The sequence below is a fragment of the Rhodoferax sp. GW822-FHT02D07 genome (genome assembly GCF_058802405.1).
The window spans coordinates 416036-436525 of sequence record NZ_JBXAOD010000003.1; the positions used below are offsets into that span (position 1 = coordinate 416036).

Consider the following 20490-nt stretch of genomic DNA (forward strand, 5'->3'; position numbering starts at 1 on the left):
GTCCTGCTTACTTGAACTTGGGCAGATTGAACTGGGGTGGTACGCCCATGCGGGTGTTGATGATCCACTGCTGCGCGATAGACAGGATGTTGTTGGTGATCCAGTACAGCACCAGGCCGGCCGGGAACGCAAAGAACATCACACTGAAGGCCAGCGGCATGATCCACATCATCTTGGCCTGCATGGGGTCCGGCGGTGCGGGATTCAATGCAGTCTGCAGCAGCGTGGTCAGGGTCATCACGATGGGCAGGATGTACATCGGGTCCTTGGACGACAGATCGTGGATCCAGAAGATCCAGGGCGCGTTGCGCATTTCCACGGAAGACAGCAACACGGTATAGAGCGCAATGAAGACCGGAATCTGAATCAGGATGGGAAAGCAGCCGCCCATCGGGTTGACCTTTTCCTCGCGGTAGATCTTCATCATCTCCTGCTGCATCTGCTGCGGCTTGTCCTTGAGGCGCTCGCGCATTTCCATGATGCGCGGGTTGATCGCCTTCATCTTGGCCATGCTGGCGTAGGCCTTGGCATTGAGCCAATAGAAAGCTACCTTGAGCAGCAGCACCAGGGCCACGATGGACCAACCCCAGTTGAGGATGTAGCTGTGCAGTTTTTCGAGCAGCCAGAACAGGGGCTTGGCCAGCACGGTCACGCGGCCATAGTCCTTGAGCAGTTCCATGCCGGGGGCCAGCACTTCCAGCTTCTTCTCTTCCAGCGGGCCCATGAACAGCGTGGCATCCACGGCCTTGGTGGCACCGGGTTCGATGGACTCCACGGGCGTCAGGGTACGGATCTGGTAGCAGCAGTCCGGCACAGATGTGTTCAGCGTCTCGGCCTTCACCGAGATCTCACGCTTCACGCCCTCGGGCAACAGCCATGCACTGGCAAAGTAGTGTTGCACCATGGCGATATAGCCATTGCTGCTGCTGGTCTCGAAGTCGGCTTTGCCCTTCTTGATGTCGGAGAACTCCACTTTCTGGAATTTCTTGGCTTCGGTGTAGACGGCCGGGCCGGTGTAGGTGGAATAGAAGGACGAGCCGCCGGGCGGGCTGGTGCCATCGCGGTCCAGCTGCAGATAGACCTGGGGCGCGACGATGGGAGCCGCCGAGGTGTTCACGAGCTCGTGCTTGACGGCGATCTCGTAGGAACCGCGGCGCAGCGTGTAGGTCTTGATGAGCTTGAGGCCACCGACTTCGGGCGAAGTGAACTTGACGGCAATCTCGTCCTGACCTTCGGCCAGGGTGCGAGGACCAGAGGCCGCCATCACCGTGGTGTGCGTGGGGAAGCTGTCGCCCGATTTGGTCGCCACCACACCAGTTTGGGCGCGGTACAGGCGATCCTTGCCATCGTCCAGCAACACCACGTTCTTGGCGCTGTTGTCCGTCTCGGCGTACTTCAGCAGCTCCGAACGCACCAAGGTGCCACCTTCGGTGTCCAGCGTGAGCTTGAGCACGTCGGTGCTGACTTCAAAACGCTCCTTGGGCAACGCGGGTGCGGCGGCGGGTGCCGCAGCATTGGCGCTCGCAGCAGCGGCCGGGGAGGCAGCAGCCGACGCAGCAGTCTTCGGCGCATCGCTGGCAGCGGCGGCCTGTTGCGGCACGGGTGCCGGGAAGAAGGTCGCTTTCTTGCCGTTGTGGACTTGCCATTGGTCCCAAAGCAGGACCATGGAAAAGCCGAAGATCACCCACAGGATGGTGCGGCGAATATCGTTCATGAAGTTTTCTTTTCAGAAGGAGAGGAAATCAGACGGCCAAACAGCCGGGGGGATTCTGCCGGAACCGGATCATGTCCCCCATCGCACCAGGGGTGACAGCGCGCCAGCCGCGCAACCGTGAGGTAAGAACCGGCCGCCGCGCCATGGGTTTGCAAGGCTTCCAGGGCATAGGCGGAACAGGTGGGCTCGAAACGGCAGGCCGATCCCAGCCAGGGGCTCAGCAGCAGGCGGTAGGCCTTGACCACGCCCATGAGTGCAGATTGCATCATGGTGTGGCACCCGAAGCTGGCAGACGCGCGCGCGCAAACAGCTGCTGCAACTCCTGGCGCACGGCGGCCTTCAGGGCTTCCGAGCTCGCGCTGGGAAACTGGGTCCGGTCAAAGCCCGAACGCAGGCGCACCACATGGGCATGTGGCTCAAGGCTTTGGGGCAGCGCCTCGCTGAGGCTGTAGATCTGGCGCTTGATGGCGTTGCGCGTCACGGCGCGCTTGGCCCAGCGTTTGGGCACCATGGCGCCCAGCCAGGCAACTGGCTCCACAAACAACAAAGCCCCCGACGCATCGGAGGCTGAGGCCAGGGCACGGGCGTGCAAGGCGAAGTGGGCTGTTTTGGACACAGTCATCCCGCCAAGCACCGCTTGAAACTGGGCACGGGTCTGAAGGCGCCGCACCACAGCGTTGCCGGCATGAAGCGAATCAGCAGGGACCAACAGGCGCCTTGCCCCGGTGTGCCGAATTCGCGCGAATTAGACGGCCAGACGCTTGCGGCCCTTGGCGCGGCGTGCGTTGATCACGGCGCGGCCACCGCGGGTCTTCATGCGAACCAGAAAGCCATGGGTACGGGCGCGGCGGATTTTGGAGGGTTGGTAAGTGCGTTTCATGTCAATTTTCCTAATAGGCTCAGTTGGGACCCGTGCCTACAAAAAGCACGAATGTCGGACTACTCGCCCCGAACACAATCAGGGGAACCCGGCATTATCGCAAACTTTCTGAATTGCGGCAACACCTTAGCGCGCACAAAGCGTGCAGCACTGTAAGATGTGCCACCACCGCGCCAGAATGTGGATAAAGTCTTGATAAATTACAATCCCGCGCGCAGCAAGCTATAACTATCCACAGAAGCTGACCCCCCCAGAATGACCCAGGGACTCCCCCCCACAACCACAGACACGAATAGCCAGGAACTCGGGCAGAGCCTGTGGCAGAGCTGCGTGGATCAGCTTGCCCAAGAACTGCCCGAGCAGCAGTTCAACACCTGGATCAAGCCACTGGCCGCGCAGATCCATGACGACATGTCGAAGGCCACCATCTTCGTGGCCAACCGCTTCAAGCTCGACTGGGTGCGCGCCCAATACAGCCAGCGCATCGCCGCATTGCTGGAAAAACTCTACGGTCAGCCGGTGCAAATTGAGTTAGCGATCACTCCTCGTGAAGCCCCTGTCAGAACGGCTATTCCTGCCCGCGTAGCGGAAGTGCCTGCAGCGGTGGACGAGGTGGAAGTCGGCGAAGACCGCGTCAGCGGCGGCCCAAAGAACCGGCTCAACAGCCTGCTGACCTTTGACAGTCTGGTTGAAGGTACGGCCAACCGCATGGCGCGCGCTGCAGCCATGCACGTGGCCAGCATGCCCGGCCATCTGTACAACCCGCTGTTCATCTATGGCGGCGTGGGCCTAGGCAAGACCCACTTGATGCACGCGGTAGGCAACCGCCTGCTGGCTGACAAACCGGGCGCCAAAGTTCTCTACATTCATGCAGAACAATTTGTGTCTGATGTGGTTAAGGCCTACCAGCGCAAGACTTTCGACGAATTCAAGGAGCGCTACCACTCGCTGGATCTGCTGCTGATCGACGATGTGCAGTTCTTTGCCAACAAGGACCGCACCCAGGAAGAGTTCTTCAACGCCTTCGAGGCGCTGCTGACCAAGAAATCGCACATCGTCATGACTTCGGACACCTACCCCAAGGGTCTGACCGACATCCACGAGCGTCTGGTGTCGCGCTTTGACTCGGGCCTGACCGTGGCCATCGAGCCGCCCGAGCTGGAAATGCGTGTGGCGATTCTGATCAACAAGGCGCGCGCCGAGGGCTCGGAAATGCCCGAGGAAGTGGCCTTCTTCGTGGCCAAGAATGTGCGCTCCAACGTGCGCGAACTCGAAGGGGCTCTGCGCAAAATCCTGGCCTATTCACGCTTCAACCAGAAGGAAATCTCCATCCAGCTGGCGCGCGAAGCGCTGCGCGACCTACTCTCCATCCAGAACCGCCAGATCAGTGTGGAAAACATCCAGAAGACGGTGGCCGACTATTACAAGATCAAGGTCGCCGACATGTACAGCAAGAAGCGCCCCGCCAGCATTGCGCGGCCGCGCCAGATTGCCATGTACCTGGCCAAGGAACTGACCCAAAAAAGCCTGCCCGAGATCGGCGAGCTGTTTGGCGGGCGGGACCACACCACGGTGCTGCACGCGGTGCGCAAGATTGGGGGCGAACGCCAGCAGCTCACCGAGCTGAACCAGCAGTTGCATGTGCTGGAGCAGACCCTGAAGGGATGAATGTAAAAACACCCGCCAGCCCCGCAAGTTGCTATCAAAAAAAGGGGAAAATGGTGGGATTGGTCGTAAGTTTCACAAAGAGGTTGACATGATCGTATTGAAGGCAACGCAAGACAAGGTTCTATCGGTTCTCCAGTCCGTGGCCGGTATTGTCGAGCGCCGCCATACGCTGCCCATCCTGGCCAATGTGCTGCTGCGCAAGACGGGCACCTCCATCCAGCTGACCACCAGCGACCTGGAAATCCAGATCCGCACCACCGCCGACCTCGGTGGCGACACTGGCAACTTCACGACCACCATCGGCGCGCGCAAGCTCATCGACATCCTGCGCACCATGCCCGGCGACCAAACCGTGTCGCTGGAGTCCAGCCAGAGCAAAATCATCCTCAAGGGCGGCAAGAGCAAGTTCACGCTGCAAACCATGCAGGCCGAAGACTTCCCGCTGGTGCAGGAGTCGGCCAGCTTTGGCCCCGTGTTCAGCGTGCCGCAAAAAACTTTGAAGGACCTGCTCAGCCAGGTGTCCTTCGCCATGGCGGTGCACGACATTCGTTACTACCTCAACGGCATTCTGTTCGTGGCCGAAGGCAAGCAACTGAGCTTGGTCGCGACCGATGGTCACCGCTTGGCCTTTGCCTCCGCCACGCTGGATGTGGAAGTACCCAAGCAGGAAGTCATCCTGCCGCGCAAGACCGTGATCGAGCTGCAGCGCCTGCTGAGCGACGCTGAAGGCGCGATCGAAATGCAATTTGCCAATAACCAGGCCAAGTTCACCTTTGACGGCATGGAGTTCGTGACCAAGTTAGTGGAAGGCAAGTTCCCTGACTACAACCGCGTCATCCCCAAGAACCACAAGAACAGCATCACGCTAGGTCGCGAAGCCCTGCTCAAGACGCTGCAGCGCACTGCCATTCTGACCAGCGACAAGTTCAAGGGCGTACGCCTGAACATTGACCCCGGTAGCCTGCGTGTGGCGTCCAACAATGCCGAGCAGGAAGAGGCCGTGGACGAGCTCGATATCGACTACGGCGGTGACAGCATCGAGATTGGCTTCAACGTCACCTACCTGATCGATGCCCTGGGCAATATGGGCCAGGAGATGGTGAAAGTGGAGCTGTCGGACGGCAACAGCTCGGCGCTGATCACCATTCCCGACAACGCGACCTTCAAGTACGTCGTGATGCCCATGAGAATCTGACGCTACAAAAACAGTAGCTGCCCACGCAATCAAACCCCCGGCCTTCGGGGGTTTGGTCATTCAAGAGATTGAGATTTTTCGAAGAGAAGTACGCCATGACGGAAGAAAACAAGCCGGATTCCACCCCCCAGAACGCGGACAACGGCGCCGGCTCCAGTTCGCAGCCCCCCATTGACACCAACCAGGCGGGTGCCACGGACGCGTACGGCTCGGATTCGATTCAGATCCTCGAAGGCCTGGAAGCGGTGCGCAAGCGCCCCGGCATGTACATCGGCGACACCTCGGACGGCACCGGTCTGCACCACCTGGTCTTCGAAGTGGTGGACAACTCCATCGACGAAGCCTTGGCCGGCCACTGTGACGACATCGTTGTCACCATCCATTCCGACAACTCCATCAGCGTGACCGACAACGGCCGCGGCATCCCCACCGGCGTGAAGATGGACGACAAGCACGAACCCAAGCGCTCGGCCTCCGAGATCGCGCTGACCGAGCTGCACGCGGGCGGCAAGTTCAACCAGAACAGCTACAAGGTCTCGGGCGGCCTGCACGGCGTGGGCGTGTCCTGCGTGAACGCGCTCTCCAAATGGTTGCGCCTGATCGTGCGCCGCGATGGCAAGGTGCACCAGATCGAGTTCTCGCGCGGCTTTGTGCAGAACCGCCTGCTGGAAACCGTGGACGGCGTGGAGGTCTCGCCCATGCGCGTCACCGGCCAGACCGAGAAGCGCGGCACCGAGGTGCACTTCCTGCCCGACACCGACATCTTCCAGCAGAACAACGAGTTCCACTACGAAATCCTGGCCAAGCGCCTGCGCGAGCTCTCCTTCCTCAACAACGGAGTGCGCATCCGCCTTAAGGACGAACGCAGCGGCAAGGAAGATGACTTCTCCGGCGCGGGCGGCGTCAAGGGCTTTGTGGACTTCATCAATGCCAACAAGAAGGTATTGCACCCCAATGCCTTCCACGCTACGGGCGCTCGCCCGGCAGACACCTACGGCGGCATTCCCGGCACCGAAATTGGCGTCGAAGTCGCCATGCAGTGGAACGACGGCTTCAACGAGTCCGTGCTCTGCTTCACCAACAACATCCCCCAGCGTGACGGCGGCACCCACCTGACTGGCCTGCGCGCGGCGATGACCCGTGTGATCGGCAAGTACATCGAGCAAAACGAGCTGGCCAAGAAGGCCAAAGTGGAAGTGTCTGGCGACGACATGCGCGAAGGCCTGTGCTGCGTGCTGTCGGTCAAGGTGCCCGAGCCCAAATTCTCCAGCCAGACCAAGGACAAGCTGGTCAGCTCCGAAGTGCGTGCTCCGGTGGAAGACATTGTGGCCAAGGCCCTGACCGAGTACTTGGAAGAGCGCCCCAACGACGCCAAGATTCTCTGCGGCAAGATCGTCGAAGCCGCCCGTGCGCGCGAAGCCGCGCGCAAGGCGCGTGAAATGACCCGACGCAAAGGCGTACTCGACGGCATGGGCCTGCCCGGCAAGCTGGCCGACTGCCAGGAAAAAGACCCCGCGCTCTGCGAAATCTACATCGTGGAGGGTGACTCCGCCGGCGGCTCCGCCAAGCAGGGCCGTGACCGGAAGTTCCAGGCCATCCTGCCGCTGCGCGGCAAGATCCTGAACGTGGAAAAAGCGCGCTACGAAAAGCTGCTCACCAGCAACGAAATCCTCACGTTGATCACCGCGCTGGGCACCGGCATCGGCAAGGCCGGTGGCAGCACCGGCAATGACGACTTCAACGTCGACAAGCTGCGCTACCACCGCATCATCATCATGACCGACGCCGACGTGGACGGCGCCCACATCCGCACCCTGCTGCTGACCTTCTTCTACCGCCAGATGCCCGAGCTGGTGGAGCGCGGCCATATCTATATTGCGCAACCGCCGCTGTACAAGGTGAAGAACGGCAAGGAAGAGCTCTACCTGCAAGGCCCGGCCGAGCTCGACGGCTTCCTGCTGCGCATTGCCCTGGTCAATGCCTCCGTGTTCACCGGCGGCCCCAATGGCACCACCATCAACGGTGACACCCTGGCCGAACTGGCGCGCAAGCACCAGCTGGCCCAGGCTGTCATCGCGCGCCTGCAGAACTTCATGGACGCTGCCGCCCTGCGCGCTGTGGCTGACGGCGTGGTGCTCAACCTCGACAGCGTGGCCGACGCCGAAGCCAGCGCCGCCGCGCTGCAGGCCAAGCTGCCGGATGCTGAGGTGGCCGGCGAGTTCGACGCCCGCACCGACAAACCCATCCTGCGCATCAGCCGCCGCCACCATGGCAACGTCAAGAGCAGCGTGCTGACGCAAGACTTTGTGCACGGCGCCGACTACGCGGCCCTGGCTGAAGCCGCCAACACCTTCCGCGGCCTGCTCTCCGAAGGCGCACGCGTGATGCGCGGCGAGGGCGAGAAGCAGAAGGAAGAAAAGGTTTCCGACTTCCGCGAAGCCATGGCCTGGCTCATTGGCGAAGCCGAGCGCACCAGTAGCCGTCAGCGCTACAAGGGCCTGGGAGAGATGAACCCCGAGCAACTCTGGGAAACCACCATGGACCCCACGGTGCGCCGCCTGCTCAAGGTACAGATCGACGACGCCATCGAAGCCGACCGTGTGTTCACCATGCTCATGGGCGACGAAGTGGAGCCACGCCGCGACTTCATCGAGACGAATGCCTTGCGCGCCGGCAACATCGATGTCTGATATCCAGCGCATCAACCCCGCTGCCCAATGGTCCGACGCCGTCGTCCATAACGGCACCGCCTATTTTGTCGAAGTGCCCGAGAGCGGCACTGGCATTGAAGCGCAAACGCAGGCGCTGCTGGCGCAGGCCGAGCGCACGCTGGGCTTGGCGGGGACGGACAAGCGCCACCTGCTGATGGCCACCATCTACCTCAAGCACATGGGTGACCGTGCGGCTTTCAACGCTGTGTGGCAGGCTTGGCTGCCCGAGGGTTGTGCGCCCGCGCGGGTATGCGTGAGCGCAGAGATGGCCAGCCCGGATTACCTGCTGGAGATTGCGTTTACCGCGGCCGTGGCCTGACGCCATGAACGCGTCCCAACCCACGCCCTTCCAGGCGGCACCCGACAGCCTGGACCCGACCGACTGGGACGCGGTGCGCCAGATGGGCCACCGCATGCTGGACGACATGGTGGACATGCTCGCAGGCCTGCGCGAAGCGCCCGTGTGGCAGCCCATGCCCGAGGTGGCACGCCAGGCCTTGCGCACAGGCACGCTGCCCACCGAGCCCGGCGATCTGGCCGCCGTCTATGAGGATTTCCAGACCCTGGTCCAGCCCTATGGCAGCGGCAATATCCACCCGCGTTTCATGGGCTGGGTACAGGGCGGGGGCAATCCCGTGGGCATGCTGGCTGAAATATTGACCGCGGCCACCAACCCCAATCTGGGTGGGCGCGACCATGCGCCCATCGAGGTGGAACGCCAGGTGATTCGCTGGGCAGCCGAGATGTTGGGCTTTCCGGCCGGCGCCAGCGGGGTGCTGGTGACAGGCACTTCAATGGCCAACCTGATTGCCGTGCTGGTGGCGCGCACGCGTGCGCTCGGCACGGACGTGCGCCGTGTTGGCCTGCAAGGCCGGCCCTTGGTGGCCTATACCTCGGTGGAGGCGCACAACTGTGTGGCGCGCGCCATGGACATGGCCGGCCTGGGCAGCGATGCGCTGCGCCTGATCTCGCTGGACGCGCAGCACCGCATGGACATGGATGTTCTGCGCGCCCGCATTGCTGCGGATCGTGCTGCCGGTCTGCAGCCCTTCATGGTGGTTGGCAGCGCGGGCACTGTGGACACGGGGACGGTGGACGACCTGCCGGGCCTGGCTGCGCTGGCGCGCAGTGAGGGCCTGTGGTTCCACGCCGACGCGGCCTATGGCGCACTGGCCATGCTTTCGCCCGCGCAACGCCCGCTGGTACAGGGCCTGAGCGAGGCCGATTCGGTAGCCTTTGATTTCCACAAATGGGCGCAAGTGCCCTATGACGCGGGCTGCATCGTGGTGCGCGACGCGGCCCTGCACGCAGCCACCTTTGCCAGTCAGCCTTCATACCTGCAGCGCAGCACCCGCGGCATGGCGGGCAACCACCCCTGGCCTACGGACTTCGGACCCGACCTGTCACGCGGCTTCCGTGCGCTCAAGGTCTGGATGACGCTCAAGACCTACGGCGCGGACAAGCTGGGCGATGTGGTGGCGCGCAACTGCGCGCTGGCACAACAGCTCGCCGCATTGGTCGACGCCCAGCCAAAGCTGGAGCGGCTCGCGCCGGTCACGCTCAATGTGGTGTGCTTTCGCGTGCGGGCGCCAGGGGTGGACCTGGATGCGCTCAATGCCGACATTGCGGCTGATGTGCAGGAGTCCGGCGTGGCCGTGCCCTCCACCACGCGCATTGACGGTCAGCTGGCTATCCGAGCGGCTTTCGTCAACCACCGCACGCGGCCCGAGGATGTGCCGGTACTGGTGGACGCCGTACTGCAGGCTGCGGCGAAGCGACTGGCAACGGGTTGATTTCAAGCCAAATCAGGCTTTAGCCCTCGCCAATATTGCGCGGGCAGCTTCTCTTTTGATAGCAATCAACCGGTGCGCACCGGCCCGGTGGAGGACCGCACCACCAGCACCGGGTCCGGCACTTGGACGATGGTGGGCTGGTGTGCCGGGTTCTCGATCAGATCCAGCAAGAGGTTGACCGAGAGCGTGGCAATCTGTTCAATGCCCAGGGCCACGGTGGTCAGCGCAGGGCGCATGTCGCGCGCAAGCTGGATGTCGGTCACGCCGATGAGGGACACATCCTGTGGCACGCGGATGCCGTGGTCCGCCAGAGCCTGCGAGGCGCCGTAGGCCAGCAGGTCGTTGGTGCAGTACACAGCAGTGAGGTCGGGGTGCTGGGCCAGCAACGAGTCCGCCGCCTCATGGCCATTGACCACGGTGTCGCTGACATTGCGGATGGCGGTTTCTGGCAGTTCTACGCCGGCGGCCTGCAGGGTTTGGCGGAAGCCTTCGAGGCGTCCCACCTGCATGCCTTCCAGGCCGCAGCCCACGATGACGCCGATCTTGCGGTGGCCTAGTTCCAGCAGATGCTGCGCCGCAATCTCGCCCGCACGCGGGAAGTTCACCACCACATGGGGAATGTTGTCGCCCTGATTCACCTTTTCTTCCGAGGCCAACACGATGGGCGAACGCCTAGTCTGCAGCGCATGGATCTCCTCCTCGCCAATGCCGGCGTGGAGCACCAGCACGCCATCTGCCAGGGTGCCGGCGATCTGCTGCAAATAGGCGTAGCCGATGTCGGGGCGCTGGTCGGTGTTGCAGACCATGAGGAAGTAGTTGCGGTGGCGTGCCACGCGCTCCGCCACCCGCACCAGTTCGGGGTAGAAGGGGTTGTTGATGTCGGGCAGCACCAGCGCCACCATGGACGACTTGCCCTCGGCAAGCGCGCGCGCCATCAGGTTGGGCCGGTAGCCGGTGGCGGCGATGGCCTCCTGCACCTTCTGCACCGTGGCGGGTTTGACCTTTTGCGTGTTGCGCAGCACGTTGGACACCGTGGCCGTGGTGACCCCCGCCAGGCGTGCGACTTCGCTCAAGGTTGCCATCTTTGCATTGCTCCGAAAGGTCAGGATTGTGAAGCGGCACTGACCCTAGGATTTACCCTAGGGCGTGGCACGCTTGCGGATTCCCATAGGTATACTCCAAAAATTGCCAAATTTAACCGCTTAAATTTTTGTTTTCGCGGTGTCTGGGCGGGTTTCGAAATGTTGCCCCTCCGTCCAAGGCAAGTCTGGGCCTGAGGTCGGCGCAGAAATTTAAACGCTTAAATTTTGGAAAGGATACCCGTCGGACTACCGTCATCACACGCTTACCGGAGACAACAAGCCGGCGCCCCCGATGTTCGACTCGGCGCCACTTGCCCATCACATTCATTGACACAGAGACAGGAAACACCCCATGAATTTCGCCAAACGCAGCACCCTCAGCGCCATGATCGGCCTGGCCCTCAGCACCACCGGCCTGATGGCCAGCCACGCCGCCCACGCGGGTGAAGTCACCATCTGGGCCTGGGACCCCAACTTCAACATCGCCATCATGCAAGAGGCGGCCAAGCGCTACACCGCCAAGCACCCCGGCACGACCTTCAAGATCGTGGACATGGCCAAGGGCGACCTGGAGCAGAAGCTGCAGACAACGCTGGCCTCCGGCGTGACCAAGACCCTGCCCGACATCGTGCTGGTGGAAGACTACAACGCGCCCAAGTACCTGCGCTCCTTCCCCGGCGCTTTCGAGCCCCTGTCCGGCAAGGTCGACCACAAGGGTTTTGCCAGCTACAAGGTCAACCTCATGACCCTGAACGGCAAGGTCTACGGCGTGCCCTTTGACACTGGCGTGTCCGGCATGTACTACCGCAGCGACCTGATCAAGCAGGCCGGCTTCAGCGACAAGGACATGCAGAACATCACCTGGGACCGCTACATCGAAATCGGCAAGCAGGTCGAAGCCAAGACAGGCAAGAAGATGTTTGCCATGGACCCGCAAGACATCGCCAGCATCCGCATCATGATGCAGTCGGCCGGCCGCTGGTACTTCGACAAGGACGGCAAGCTCGACATCAAGAACAACCCCGCCCTGAAGGCCGCCCTGCAGGTGCAGGCCAAGTTCATGTCTACCGGCATCTACAAGCCCACCTCTGGCTGGGGCGAGTGGACTGGCGCGCTGAACAAGGGTGATGTGGCTTCCGTCATCACCGGCGTGTGGATCACCGGCTCGGTGAAGGCCGAAGCCAGCCAAGCCGGCAAGTGGGCTGTGGCCGCCACACCGCGCCTGGACGTGCCCGGTTCCGTGAATGCGTCCAACCTGGGCGGCTCCAGCTGGTACGTGCTCTCCAGTGGCAAGGAAAAGGCCGCTGCGGCTGACTTCCTGAACGAGATCTACGCCAAGGATGTGGACTTCTACCAAACCATTCTGCAGTCGCGCGGCGCCGTGGGCTCCCTGCTGGCATCCCGCAATGGCAAGGCCTACTCCGAAGCCGACCCCTTCTTCGGTGGCGCCAAGGTGTGGCAACAGTTCAGCGACTGGATGGGCAAGGTGCCCAGCGTGAACTACGGCATCTACACCGCCGAAGGTGACGCCGCCGTGGCAGCACAACTGCCTGCGCTGGCCCAAGGCCTGCCGGTCGAGAAGGCGCTGGAAAACATCCACAACCAGCTCGCTTCGCAAGTCAAGTAAGCACCCAAAGGAGCACCATGGGGCCCACGCCTACCACCAGCTACCGGCGTTTCTACGACGTCAACGGTTGGCTCTTTGTTTCTACCGCGCTGGCGCTGATCGGGGTCTTCATGGCCTGGCCGATCCTCCAGTCGCTGTGGATGTCACTGCATGCCGGCCAAGGGACGGTGGTTGAATTCGTAGGCGCGGGCAATGTGCAGCGTCTGGTCAACGACCCTGTGTTCTTCAGGGCGTTGACCAACACCTGCATCTTCCTGGTGATCCAGGTGCCCATCATGCTGCTGCTGGCGCTGGTCATGGCCAGCTGCCTGAACATGCCCAACCTGCGCTTTCGCGGGCTGTTGCGCACGGCAGTCTTTCTGCCCTGCGTGACCTCGCTGGTGGCGTATTCGGTGGTGTTCAAGAGCATGTTTTCGTATGACGGCCTGGTCAACCACGCGCTGGCGTGGCTGGGCCTGATCAGCGAGCCGATTCCCTGGCTCAACGATCCGTTTTGGTCCAAGGTGGTCATCATCATCGCCATTACCTGGCGCTGGACTGGCTACAACATGATCTTCTATCTGGCGGCCATGCAGAACATCGACAAGTCGATCTACGAAGCCGCCCGCATCGATGGCATTTCGGCCTACCGCCGCTTTGTCTCCATCACCATCCCCATGCTCAAGCCGGTGATCCTGTTCACCACGGTGACCTCCACCATCGGCACGCTGCAGTTGTTTGATGAACCCATGAATATCACCACCGTGGGCACCGTGTTCTCGGACAACACGCTCACGCTGTCCATGTACATCTACAACCTGTCGTTCAAATTCGTGCCCAACTTCGGCTATGCCGCGACAGTTTCCTACGTCATCGTGGCCCTGGTTGCCGTGCTGGCCTTCATCCAGTTCTATGCCGCACGGGAGCGCACATGATGACGAACTGGTCTGAAAAATTCCGCATGGCCGGGGTCTATCTGTTCCTCGGCCTCATGGCCTTGCTCTCGCTGTTTCCGTTTGCGTGGATGGCGATCAGCGCTACCAATGCCTCGGTGGATGTGACCAAAGGCAAGTTCACCCCGGGCAGTGCCTTGTGGGACAACCTGCTCAAGTTGGGCAAGACCTTTGATGTGGTCCAGGTGTTCTGGAACTCCGGCAAGATCGCCATCATCGGTGGCTTTTTCACGCTGCTGATCTCTTCCATGGCGGGCTACGGCTTCGAAGTGTTCAGCTCCAAGGCCCGCGAGCGCGTCTACAACGGCCTGCTGCTCACCCTGATGGTGCCGTTTGCCGCACTGATGATCCCGCTGTTCATCCTGATGGCCAAGTTCGACCTACTCGACACCCACCTGGCCGTCGTGCTGCCCGTACTGGCCTCGGCCTACATCGTCTTCTACTTCCGCCAGAGCACCAAGGCTTTCCCCAGCGAGCTGCGCGAAGCGGCCCGCCTGGACGGCCTCAAGGAATGGCAGATCTTCCTGTTTGTCTATGTGCCGGTGATGCGCTCCACCTACGCAGCGGCCTTCATCATCGTCTTCATGGCGGCCTGGAACAACTTCCTCTGGCCCCTCATCGTGCTGCAGTCGCCCGAGCTCAAGACCATCACCCTGGTGCTGTCCTCGCTCGGCTCGGCCTACTTCCCCGACTTCGGCGTGATCATGGTTGCGGCCGTGCTCGCCACCCTTCCCACCCTCGTGGTGTTCTTCGCAATGCAACGGCAGTTCGTACAGGGCATGCTGGGCTCCGTCAAATAAGGTTTTCTCATGCGTACCGTTACCAAGCTCGTCTCGGGCTGGACCTTTCACACCTCTTTTTCGCCTGAACTGATCTCCAAGACCATGCCCGGCGAAACCGTGCGCCTGCCGCACAACGCCGTCGACCTGGACATGACCTACTTCGACGAGCGCAGTTTCCAGAAGGAATTCGGCTACCAGACCACCCTGGCCTGGAAGCCCGAGTACGCCGGCCGCGAAGTGAGTCTGCGCTTTGATGCCGCCATGGCCAACAGCGTGGTTTGGGTCAACGGCCAGCAGGTGGTGGCCCACAAGGACGGCTACACGCCCTTCACCGCGCGCCTCACAGGTTTGCTGAAAGAAGGCGACAACCTGATCACCGTGAAAGTGGACGGCAGCGAGAACCCCGAGATCCCCCCCTTCGGTGGGCAGATTGACTACCTGACCTACGCCGGCATCTACCGCGATGTGTGGCTGCAGGTGACCGACGCCGTGTCGATCGCCAACCTCAAGGTCGAAACGTCCAATGAACTGAGCGACGCCAAGGGCGTGCTGGTCAAGGGCTTCATCGCCAACCCCACCAACGCGGCAGTGACCGGCAGCGCGCTGGTGGAACTATGCACCTTGGACGGCGCAGTGCTGCACCAGCAGACCGTGGCGGTATCGGCAGAAGGCTTTAGCGCCTCGTTTGCCGAACTCGGCGGCCTGCATCTCTGGGAGCTGGACGCACCCCAGCTCTACCTGGTCCGCACCACGCTGGGCAATGGCGACCAGCTCAGCACCCGCTTTGGTTTCCGCACCGCACGCTTCACCACCGAGGGCTTTTTCCTCAACGGCAAACACGTCAAGATCCGCGGCCTGAACCGTCACCAGAGCTTCCCCTATGTGGGCTACGCCATGGGCCAGCGCGCCCAGGCCAAAGACGCGGACGTGATGAAAGACGTGCTCAAATGCAACCTGGTACGCACCTCCCACTACCCGCAGTCCACCTACTTTCTGGACCGCTGCGACGAGATTGGTCTGCTGGTATTTGAAGAAATTCCCGGTTGGCAGCACATCGGCGGCCAAGCCTGGCAGGACGAGTCGGTGGAGAACGTGCGCCGCATGGTAGAGCGCGACTGGAACCACCCCTCCATCATCATCTGGGGCGTTCGCATCAACGAGTCGCAGGACAACCACGACTTCTACACCCGCACCAACGCGATGGCCCGCACCCTGGACACCACACGCCAGACCGGTGGCGTGCGCTACATTGAAAACAGCGAGCTGCTCGAAGACGTGTACACCGTGAACGACTTCTGCCACGTGGCCACCGAGGAATGGATGAAGGGTGTGGCTCCCACGCCGTTGCGCCAGCCGCGCCAAGTGACCGGCCTGGACCACGAGGTGCCATACCTCGTGACCGAGTTCAACGGCCACATGTACCCCACCAAGCGCATCGACCCCGAAGACCGGCAGGCCGAGCATGTGCGCCGCCATCTGGATGTGCTGAACAAGGCGTATGAAAACCCTGTCATCAGCGGCGCGATTGGCTGGTGCATGTTTGACTACAACACGCACAAAGACTTCGGCGCGGGCGATCGCATCTGCCACCACGGCGTGATGGACATCTTCCGCGAACCCAAGTTCGCCGCCTGGGGCTACACCAGCCAGTGCAGCCCGGCCGAGCAAGTGGTGCTGCAGCCGGTGACCTACTGGGCCCGGGGCGAGAAAGACCGCTGCGAAGTGCTGCCCCTGATCGTGCTGACCAACTGCGACTACGTGGAACTGCAGGTGGGCGACTTCGCGCCCAAGCGCGCCGAACCCGACCGTGGGCTGTACCCGCACCTGCCGCACGCACCGGTCATCTTCGACAGCCGCCACGTCAACATGAACGACCTGGGCGCTTGGGGCATGCTGTGGCGTGATGCCACGGTGACGGGCTATATCGACGGCAAAGCGGTGTCTACCGTCAAGCTCTCCGGCAACCCGGTGCCCACCACCCTGCAAGTGCAGGTGGACGACACCCAATTGCACGCCCATGAGAAAGATGCCACCCGCGTCATCGTGCGCGCGCTGGACCAGGCTGGCCGCCTGCTGCCGTTTATGGACGATGTGGTGCATGTCGAAGTAAGCGGCGCTGCCAAGCTGCTGGGCCCCGACTTGCTGACCTTCAAGGGTGGCACCACCGGTTTCTGGGTAGAGACCACCGGTGCGGTGGGCTACATCACCCTGCGCGTATCCACCCGCCGCATGGGTGAGCAGCGTGTCACGCTGCAAGCCGCGTAAATTACCGAGTCGACGAGGAATACAACATGGCAGACGTCAAACTCACACAAGTCCGCAAGTCCTTTGGCGATATTGAAATCATCCGGGGCGTGGACCTTGACATCAAGCACGGCGAGTTCGTGGTGTTCGTGGGCCCCTCGGGCTGTGGCAAGTCCACGCTGTTGCGCGCCATCTCGGGCCTGGAAGACATCACCAGCGGCGAGCTGCGCATCGGCGACCAGGTCATGAACCACGTGGACCCGTCCAAGCGCGGCATTGCCATGGTGTTCCAGAGCTACGCGCTCTACCCCCACATGACCGTGCGCGAAAACATGGGCTTTGCCCTCAAGCACGCCGGTGTGGCCAAAGACGTGGTCAAGAACAAGGTAGACGCCGCCGCCAAGATTCTGGGCCTGGAGCCGCTCATGGACCGCAAGCCCAAGGCCCTGTCGGGCGGGCAGCGCCAGCGCGTGGCTATCGGCCGCGCCATCGTGCGCGATCCACAAGTGTTCTTGTTTGACGAACCGCTCTCCAACCTGGACGCCGAGCTGCGCGTGCACATGCGCATCGAGATTGCGCGCCTGCACCGCGAGCTGGGCAGCACCATCATCTACGTGACGCACGACCAGGTGGAGGCCATGACCCTGGCCGACAAAATCGTGGTGCTGCGCGCCGGTGTGGTCGAGCAGGTGGGAGCGCCGCTGGAGCTGTATGACAACCCGGCCAACACCTTTGTAGCCGGCTTCATCGGCTCGCCACGCATGAACTTCTTTGAAGGCAAAGTCACCAACCATTTGCGGGCCAACGGCATCAACCAGTGCCAGGTCGCCCTCAGCGGCTTTGGCGATGGGGTGGTCACCCTGCCGCTGGACGGCACATTGCCCGCTGTGGGCACCGAAGTGTCCGTGGGCGTACGGCCCGAGCACTTTGTAGAGGACGGCAGCGCCACGCTGCCCGTCACCATCGACATGCTGGAGCACCTGGGCGGTGAGACCTTTGTGTATGGCCGTTCTGCCAGCGGTGTGATGGTGGTGATGGAAAGCAAACACGGCCGCAGCCTGCGTTCGGGCCAGGCGCTGGACGCGCGCTTTGACGCGGCCAAGGCCCTGCTGTTCGACAAGAGCGGCGCACGCATTTACTGCAAATAAACTGATTTCATGCCCACCCACGCGTCCGAGGCCTCCGCCACCTTCACTGTTTTGCACGGCACCCACAGCAGCGTGGTGCTGGAGGTGCGCCCCCAGGAGGCGCCGCTGTGGCGCTACTGGGGCCCGCGCCTGCCAGACGGCTGCGTACCCCTGGCGCCGCTGCGCGATGGCCGCGCCATCCCGCCCAGCAGCATGGAGTTCGACCAGCCGCTGAGCGTGGCGCCCACCTTTGGCGTGGGTTGGTACATGCAGAGTGCGCTGCTGGCGCATCGCAGCGGCCAGCAGTTTGCGCAGCAGTTCACCAGCTGCCGCATCGAGACCTTGGCGGCGGGTCAAAGCATTGCAGTTGATCTGACTGACAGCGTGGCGCAGCTGCGCCTGGTGCTGCAGGTAACGCTGGATGCGCACGATGTGCTGCAACTGCGCAGCGAGTTGTTTAACGACGGCAGCGATGTGCTGGACGTGCAATGGCTGGCCGCAGGCACCGTGCCGCTGCCCGGCGATGCGCACACCGTGCGCTCCTACACCGGCCAGTGGGCCAACGAGTTTCAGCTACAGGAGGACGCGCTCTCGCGTAGCCTGTGGCAACGCGAGAACCGGCGCGGCCGCACCTCGCACGACAGCTTTCCCGGCGCCGTGGTCACCACTCCGGGCGCCACCCAACACAGCGGCACCGTGTACGGCGCACAGCTGGGCTGGTCGGGCAACCACCGTCAAGCCATTGAATGGCTGCACGATGGGCAATACCAATGGCAGATGGGTGAATGGCTGGCGCCGGGCGAAGTGCGCCTGGCGGCTGGCGAATCGCTGGTCACGCCGACGCTGTTCGCCAGCTGCTCCACGCAGGGCCTGAACGGCCTGGCCGCCAACTTCCACGCCACCGTGCGCAACCGCCTGCCCTGGCCCGGCGGCCGCATGCGTCCGCGCCCGGTACACCTGAACACCTGGGAGGCGGTCTACTTTGACCACCGCACCGACGACATCCGCGCCCTGGCTGCGGCGGCCGCCAGCGTGGGCGTAGAGCGCTTTGTGCTGGACGACGGTTGGTTCCAGGGCCGGCACAGCGACCAGGCCGCCTTGGGCGACTGGTGGCCGGATGCCGGCAAGTACCCGCACGGCCTGCTGCCACTGGCCCGGTATGTGAACGAGCTGGGCATGGAGTTTGGCCTGTGGGTGGAGCCCGAAATGGTCAGCCCCGACAGCCAGCTCTTCCGCGCCCATCCCGACTGGGCGCTGCAGCTTGAAGGCCGGCCCCTGCTCACCATGCGCAACCAGCTGGTGCTGGACGTGGCCCGCACTGAGGTGGCGGACTACCTGTTCACCAAGCTCGACACCTTGCTGCAGAACGTGCCCATTGCCTACCTGAAGTGGGACATGAACCGCGACCTGACCACGGCCGGTAACGCGTTGAGCCAACCCGCGTACCGCCGCTTTGTGCATGCGCTGTACGCGCTGTGGGACCGCGTGCGCGCCGCCCACCCGGAGCTGGAGATGGAGAGCTGCGCCTCCGGCGGTGGGCGGCTGGACATGGGCGCACTGGCCCACACCCACCGCGTCTGGACCAGTGACTGCAACGATGCCTTGTCGCGCATAGCTATCCAGCGCGGTGCGCTGCAGTTTTTGCCGCCGGAAATTTTGGGGGCCCACATTGGCCCCGCGCCTGCGCACACCACGGGTCGCAGCCAGAGCCTGAACTTCCGCGCCGGCGTGGCCATCAGCGGACATTTGGGCATTGAGGCCGATGTACGCCACCTCAGCGACGCCGAACGCATGGCCGTCGGCCAGTGGGTGGGCCTTTACAAGCAGCTGCGCAACCGCCTGCACACCGGCCAGGTGTGGCTGGGCGAGGCGGGTGACGGCGTGCTGTGGCAGGCCCATGGCGATGCCGGTGCCAGCGAAGTGCTGCTGCTGGTGTACCGCACCGCCCCCACCAGCCACCGCAACACACCGCCCCTGCGCCTGCCCATGCTGCGCCCCGCTGCGCACTACACGATCGAACGGCTGGACCCCACGCCGCCCGACTGGACCAGCAGCCCGCTCAACGACGCCGCCCTGGCCGCCGGCGCGCAGCAGGGTCTGCCACCCACGGCGCATGGCGCATGGCTGGCCGCCGTGGGCCTGCCGCTGCCGCGCATGAATGCGGAGAGCGCGCTGATCTACCGGCTGCGCTTCATCCCGCAGTAAGCCGGCCGGGGCCGGACAATAGGCCCATGACCGCCACAACGCTCACCGGACTGCCACCCCTGGTCTCCCCCGCCACGCGGGTGCTCATCCTGGGCAGCTTTCCGGGCGTGCGCTCGCTGCAGACGCAGCAGTACTACGCGCACCCGCAAAACCAATTCTGGAAGATATTGCAGGCCATTTGGCCATCTAGCCCCCATGAAATATGCGCGAGCAGCTATGAAAAGCGTAGCGCATGGTTGCTGGAGCGGGGCCTGGGCGTGTGGGATGTGTACGCCAGCTGCGAGCGCGAAGGCAGCCTGGACACGGCCATCCGCAACGCTGTGGCCAACGACATTGCCGGCCTGCGCCTGCCGCAGCTGCAGGCCATAGGCCACAACGGCGGTGAGAGCTACAAGCACGCCCACCACACCGCAACCCTGAGCGTACCGGTCTACAAGCTACCGAGCACCAGCCCGGCGAATGCGAGCTGGAGCTTCGAGCGCAAGCTGGCCGCGTGGCGCGAGGTGATGGAGCGGCACGGGCTGGTCTAG

The 20490-nt window shown here is 62.9% G+C and carries 17 protein-coding genes; 12 read left to right on the forward strand and 5 right to left on the reverse strand.

The window, feature by feature from the left end; translation table 11 throughout:
- Nucleotides 1-7: 7 nt before the first annotated feature.
- The 4 genes from yidC to rpmH all read right to left on the reverse strand — a co-directional run bounded on the left by yidC (nucleotide 8) and on the right by rpmH (nucleotide 2594).
- Nucleotides 8-1714 carry a membrane protein insertase YidC gene (gene yidC / locus AC1RNN_RS10150; protein ID WP_493088691.1) on the reverse strand — a complete coding sequence of 569 codons (1707 nt, stop codon included), beginning with the start codon at nucleotides 1712-1714 and terminating at the stop codon, nucleotides 8-10.
- Nucleotides 1711-1983: a membrane protein insertion efficiency factor YidD gene (gene yidD, locus AC1RNN_RS10155; RefSeq protein ID WP_493088693.1), complete on the reverse strand. Its 273-nt coding sequence runs from the start codon at nucleotides 1981-1983 to the stop codon at nucleotides 1711-1713. The genes yidC and yidD overlap by 4 nt, the downstream gene beginning before the upstream one ends.
- The gene (locus tag AC1RNN_RS10160) at nucleotides 1980-2384 is read right to left on the reverse strand and encodes a ribonuclease P protein component (RefSeq protein WP_493088694.1); all 405 of its coding nucleotides are present in this window, start codon (nucleotides 2382-2384) and stop codon (nucleotides 1980-1982) included. Before AC1RNN_RS10160 ends, yidD begins: the two co-directional genes overlap by 4 nt.
- Before the next feature lie 75 nt (nucleotides 2385-2459).
- The gene (gene rpmH / locus AC1RNN_RS10165; RefSeq protein ID WP_006299042.1) at nucleotides 2460-2594 is read right to left on the reverse strand and encodes a 50S ribosomal protein L34; all 135 of its coding nucleotides are present in this window, start codon (nucleotides 2592-2594) and stop codon (nucleotides 2460-2462) included.
- A 255-nt stretch (nucleotides 2595-2849) separates the two neighbouring features.
- Here rpmH and dnaA point away from each other — a divergent pair, with 255 nt between their 5' ends.
- The 5 genes from dnaA to AC1RNN_RS10190 all read left to right on the forward strand — a co-directional run bounded on the left by dnaA (nucleotide 2850) and on the right by AC1RNN_RS10190 (nucleotide 9961).
- The gene (gene dnaA, locus AC1RNN_RS10170; RefSeq protein WP_493088696.1) at nucleotides 2850-4262 is read left to right on the forward strand and encodes a chromosomal replication initiator protein DnaA; all 1413 of its coding nucleotides are present in this window, start codon (nucleotides 2850-2852) and stop codon (nucleotides 4260-4262) included.
- Between the two features lie 88 nt (nucleotides 4263-4350).
- Nucleotides 4351-5457 (forward strand): DNA polymerase III subunit beta, encoded by a 1107-nt coding sequence (gene dnaN, locus AC1RNN_RS10175; protein ID WP_493088697.1) that lies wholly within the window; start codon nucleotides 4351-4353, stop codon nucleotides 5455-5457.
- Nucleotides 5458-5552: 95 nt separating this feature from the next.
- Nucleotides 5553-8147 carry a DNA topoisomerase (ATP-hydrolyzing) subunit B gene (gene gyrB, locus AC1RNN_RS10180; RefSeq protein ID WP_493088699.1) on the forward strand — a complete coding sequence of 865 codons (2595 nt, stop codon included), beginning with the start codon at nucleotides 5553-5555 and terminating at the stop codon, nucleotides 8145-8147.
- On the forward strand, nucleotides 8140-8487 hold the full coding sequence (locus tag AC1RNN_RS10185) for a RidA family protein (RefSeq protein ID WP_493088701.1): 348 nt from the start codon (nucleotides 8140-8142) through the stop codon (nucleotides 8485-8487). The genes gyrB and AC1RNN_RS10185 overlap by 8 nt, the downstream gene beginning before the upstream one ends.
- Nucleotides 8488-8491: 4 nt before the next feature.
- Nucleotides 8492-9961 carry a pyridoxal phosphate-dependent decarboxylase family protein gene (locus AC1RNN_RS10190; protein WP_493088703.1) on the forward strand — a complete coding sequence of 490 codons (1470 nt, stop codon included), beginning with the start codon at nucleotides 8492-8494 and terminating at the stop codon, nucleotides 9959-9961.
- 65 nt (nucleotides 9962-10026) lie between these two features.
- On the opposite strand, the gene AC1RNN_RS10195 is transcribed toward AC1RNN_RS10190, so the two are convergent.
- Entirely contained in the window at nucleotides 10027-11043 is a 1017-nt protein-coding gene (locus AC1RNN_RS10195; protein WP_493088705.1) for a LacI family DNA-binding transcriptional regulator, read from the reverse strand.
- Between the two features lie 352 nt (nucleotides 11044-11395).
- Between AC1RNN_RS10195 and AC1RNN_RS10200 the strand changes: the two genes are divergently transcribed.
- The 7 genes from AC1RNN_RS10200 to AC1RNN_RS10230 are packed head-to-tail and all read left to right on the forward strand — an operon-like array spanning nucleotide 11396 to nucleotide 20490.
- Nucleotides 11396-12670, forward strand: a complete 1275-nt coding sequence (locus AC1RNN_RS10200) for an ABC transporter substrate-binding protein (RefSeq protein ID WP_493088707.1) — start codon at nucleotides 11396-11398, stop codon at nucleotides 12668-12670.
- A gap of 17 nt (nucleotides 12671-12687) precedes the next feature.
- Nucleotides 12688-13584 carry a carbohydrate ABC transporter permease gene (locus AC1RNN_RS10205; protein ID WP_493088708.1) on the forward strand — a complete coding sequence of 299 codons (897 nt, stop codon included), beginning with the start codon at nucleotides 12688-12690 and terminating at the stop codon, nucleotides 13582-13584.
- Entirely contained in the window at nucleotides 13584-14402 is an 819-nt protein-coding gene (locus tag AC1RNN_RS10210) for a carbohydrate ABC transporter permease (RefSeq protein ID WP_493088710.1), read from the forward strand. Before AC1RNN_RS10205 ends, AC1RNN_RS10210 begins: the two co-directional genes overlap by 1 nt.
- Before the next feature lie 9 nt (nucleotides 14403-14411).
- Entirely contained in the window at nucleotides 14412-16649 is a 2238-nt protein-coding gene (locus AC1RNN_RS10215) for a glycoside hydrolase family 2 protein (protein ID WP_493088712.1), read from the forward strand.
- A gap of 26 nt (nucleotides 16650-16675) precedes the next feature.
- Nucleotides 16676-17776, forward strand: coding sequence for an ABC transporter ATP-binding protein (locus AC1RNN_RS10220; protein WP_493088713.1), 1101 nt, complete (start codon nucleotides 16676-16678; stop codon nucleotides 17774-17776).
- A 9-nt stretch (nucleotides 17777-17785) separates the two neighbouring features.
- On the forward strand, nucleotides 17786-19960 hold the full coding sequence (locus AC1RNN_RS10225) for an alpha-galactosidase (protein WP_493088714.1): 2175 nt from the start codon (nucleotides 17786-17788) through the stop codon (nucleotides 19958-19960).
- A 26-nt stretch (nucleotides 19961-19986) separates the two neighbouring features.
- On the forward strand, nucleotides 19987-20490 hold the full coding sequence (locus AC1RNN_RS10230) for a DNA-deoxyinosine glycosylase (protein ID WP_493088715.1): 504 nt from the start codon (nucleotides 19987-19989) through the stop codon (nucleotides 20488-20490).

Coding starts and splice junctions, on each gene's coding strand:
- yidC (WP_493088691.1), bottom strand. CDS start 1,714: ATGAACGATATTCGCCGCACCATCCTGTGGGTGATCTTCGGCTTTTCC.
- yidD (WP_493088693.1), bottom strand. CDS start 1,983: ATGATGCAATCTGCACTCATGGGCGTGGTCAAGGCCTACCGCCTGCTG.
- rpmH (WP_006299042.1), bottom strand. CDS start 2,594: ATGAAACGCACTTACCAACCCTCCAAAATCCGCCGCGCCCGTACCCAT.
- dnaA (WP_493088696.1), top strand. CDS start 2,850: ATGACCCAGGGACTCCCCCCCACAACCACAGACACGAATAGCCAGGAA.
- dnaN (WP_493088697.1), top strand. CDS start 4,351: ATGATCGTATTGAAGGCAACGCAAGACAAGGTTCTATCGGTTCTCCAG.
- gyrB (WP_493088699.1), top strand. CDS start 5,553: ATGACGGAAGAAAACAAGCCGGATTCCACCCCCCAGAACGCGGACAAC.
- AC1RNN_RS10185 (WP_493088701.1), top strand. CDS start 8,140: ATGTCTGATATCCAGCGCATCAACCCCGCTGCCCAATGGTCCGACGCC.
- AC1RNN_RS10190 (WP_493088703.1), top strand. CDS start 8,492: ATGAACGCGTCCCAACCCACGCCCTTCCAGGCGGCACCCGACAGCCTG.
- AC1RNN_RS10195 (WP_493088705.1), bottom strand. CDS start 11,043: ATGGCAACCTTGAGCGAAGTCGCACGCCTGGCGGGGGTCACCACGGCC.
- AC1RNN_RS10200 (WP_493088707.1), top strand. CDS start 11,396: ATGAATTTCGCCAAACGCAGCACCCTCAGCGCCATGATCGGCCTGGCC.
- AC1RNN_RS10205 (WP_493088708.1), top strand. CDS start 12,688: ATGGGGCCCACGCCTACCACCAGCTACCGGCGTTTCTACGACGTCAAC.
- AC1RNN_RS10210 (WP_493088710.1), top strand. CDS start 13,584: ATGACGAACTGGTCTGAAAAATTCCGCATGGCCGGGGTCTATCTGTTC.
- AC1RNN_RS10215 (WP_493088712.1), top strand. CDS start 14,412: ATGCGTACCGTTACCAAGCTCGTCTCGGGCTGGACCTTTCACACCTCT.
- AC1RNN_RS10220 (WP_493088713.1), top strand. CDS start 16,676: ATGGCAGACGTCAAACTCACACAAGTCCGCAAGTCCTTTGGCGATATT.
- AC1RNN_RS10225 (WP_493088714.1), top strand. CDS start 17,786: ATGCCCACCCACGCGTCCGAGGCCTCCGCCACCTTCACTGTTTTGCAC.
- AC1RNN_RS10230 (WP_493088715.1), top strand. CDS start 19,987: ATGACCGCCACAACGCTCACCGGACTGCCACCCCTGGTCTCCCCCGCC.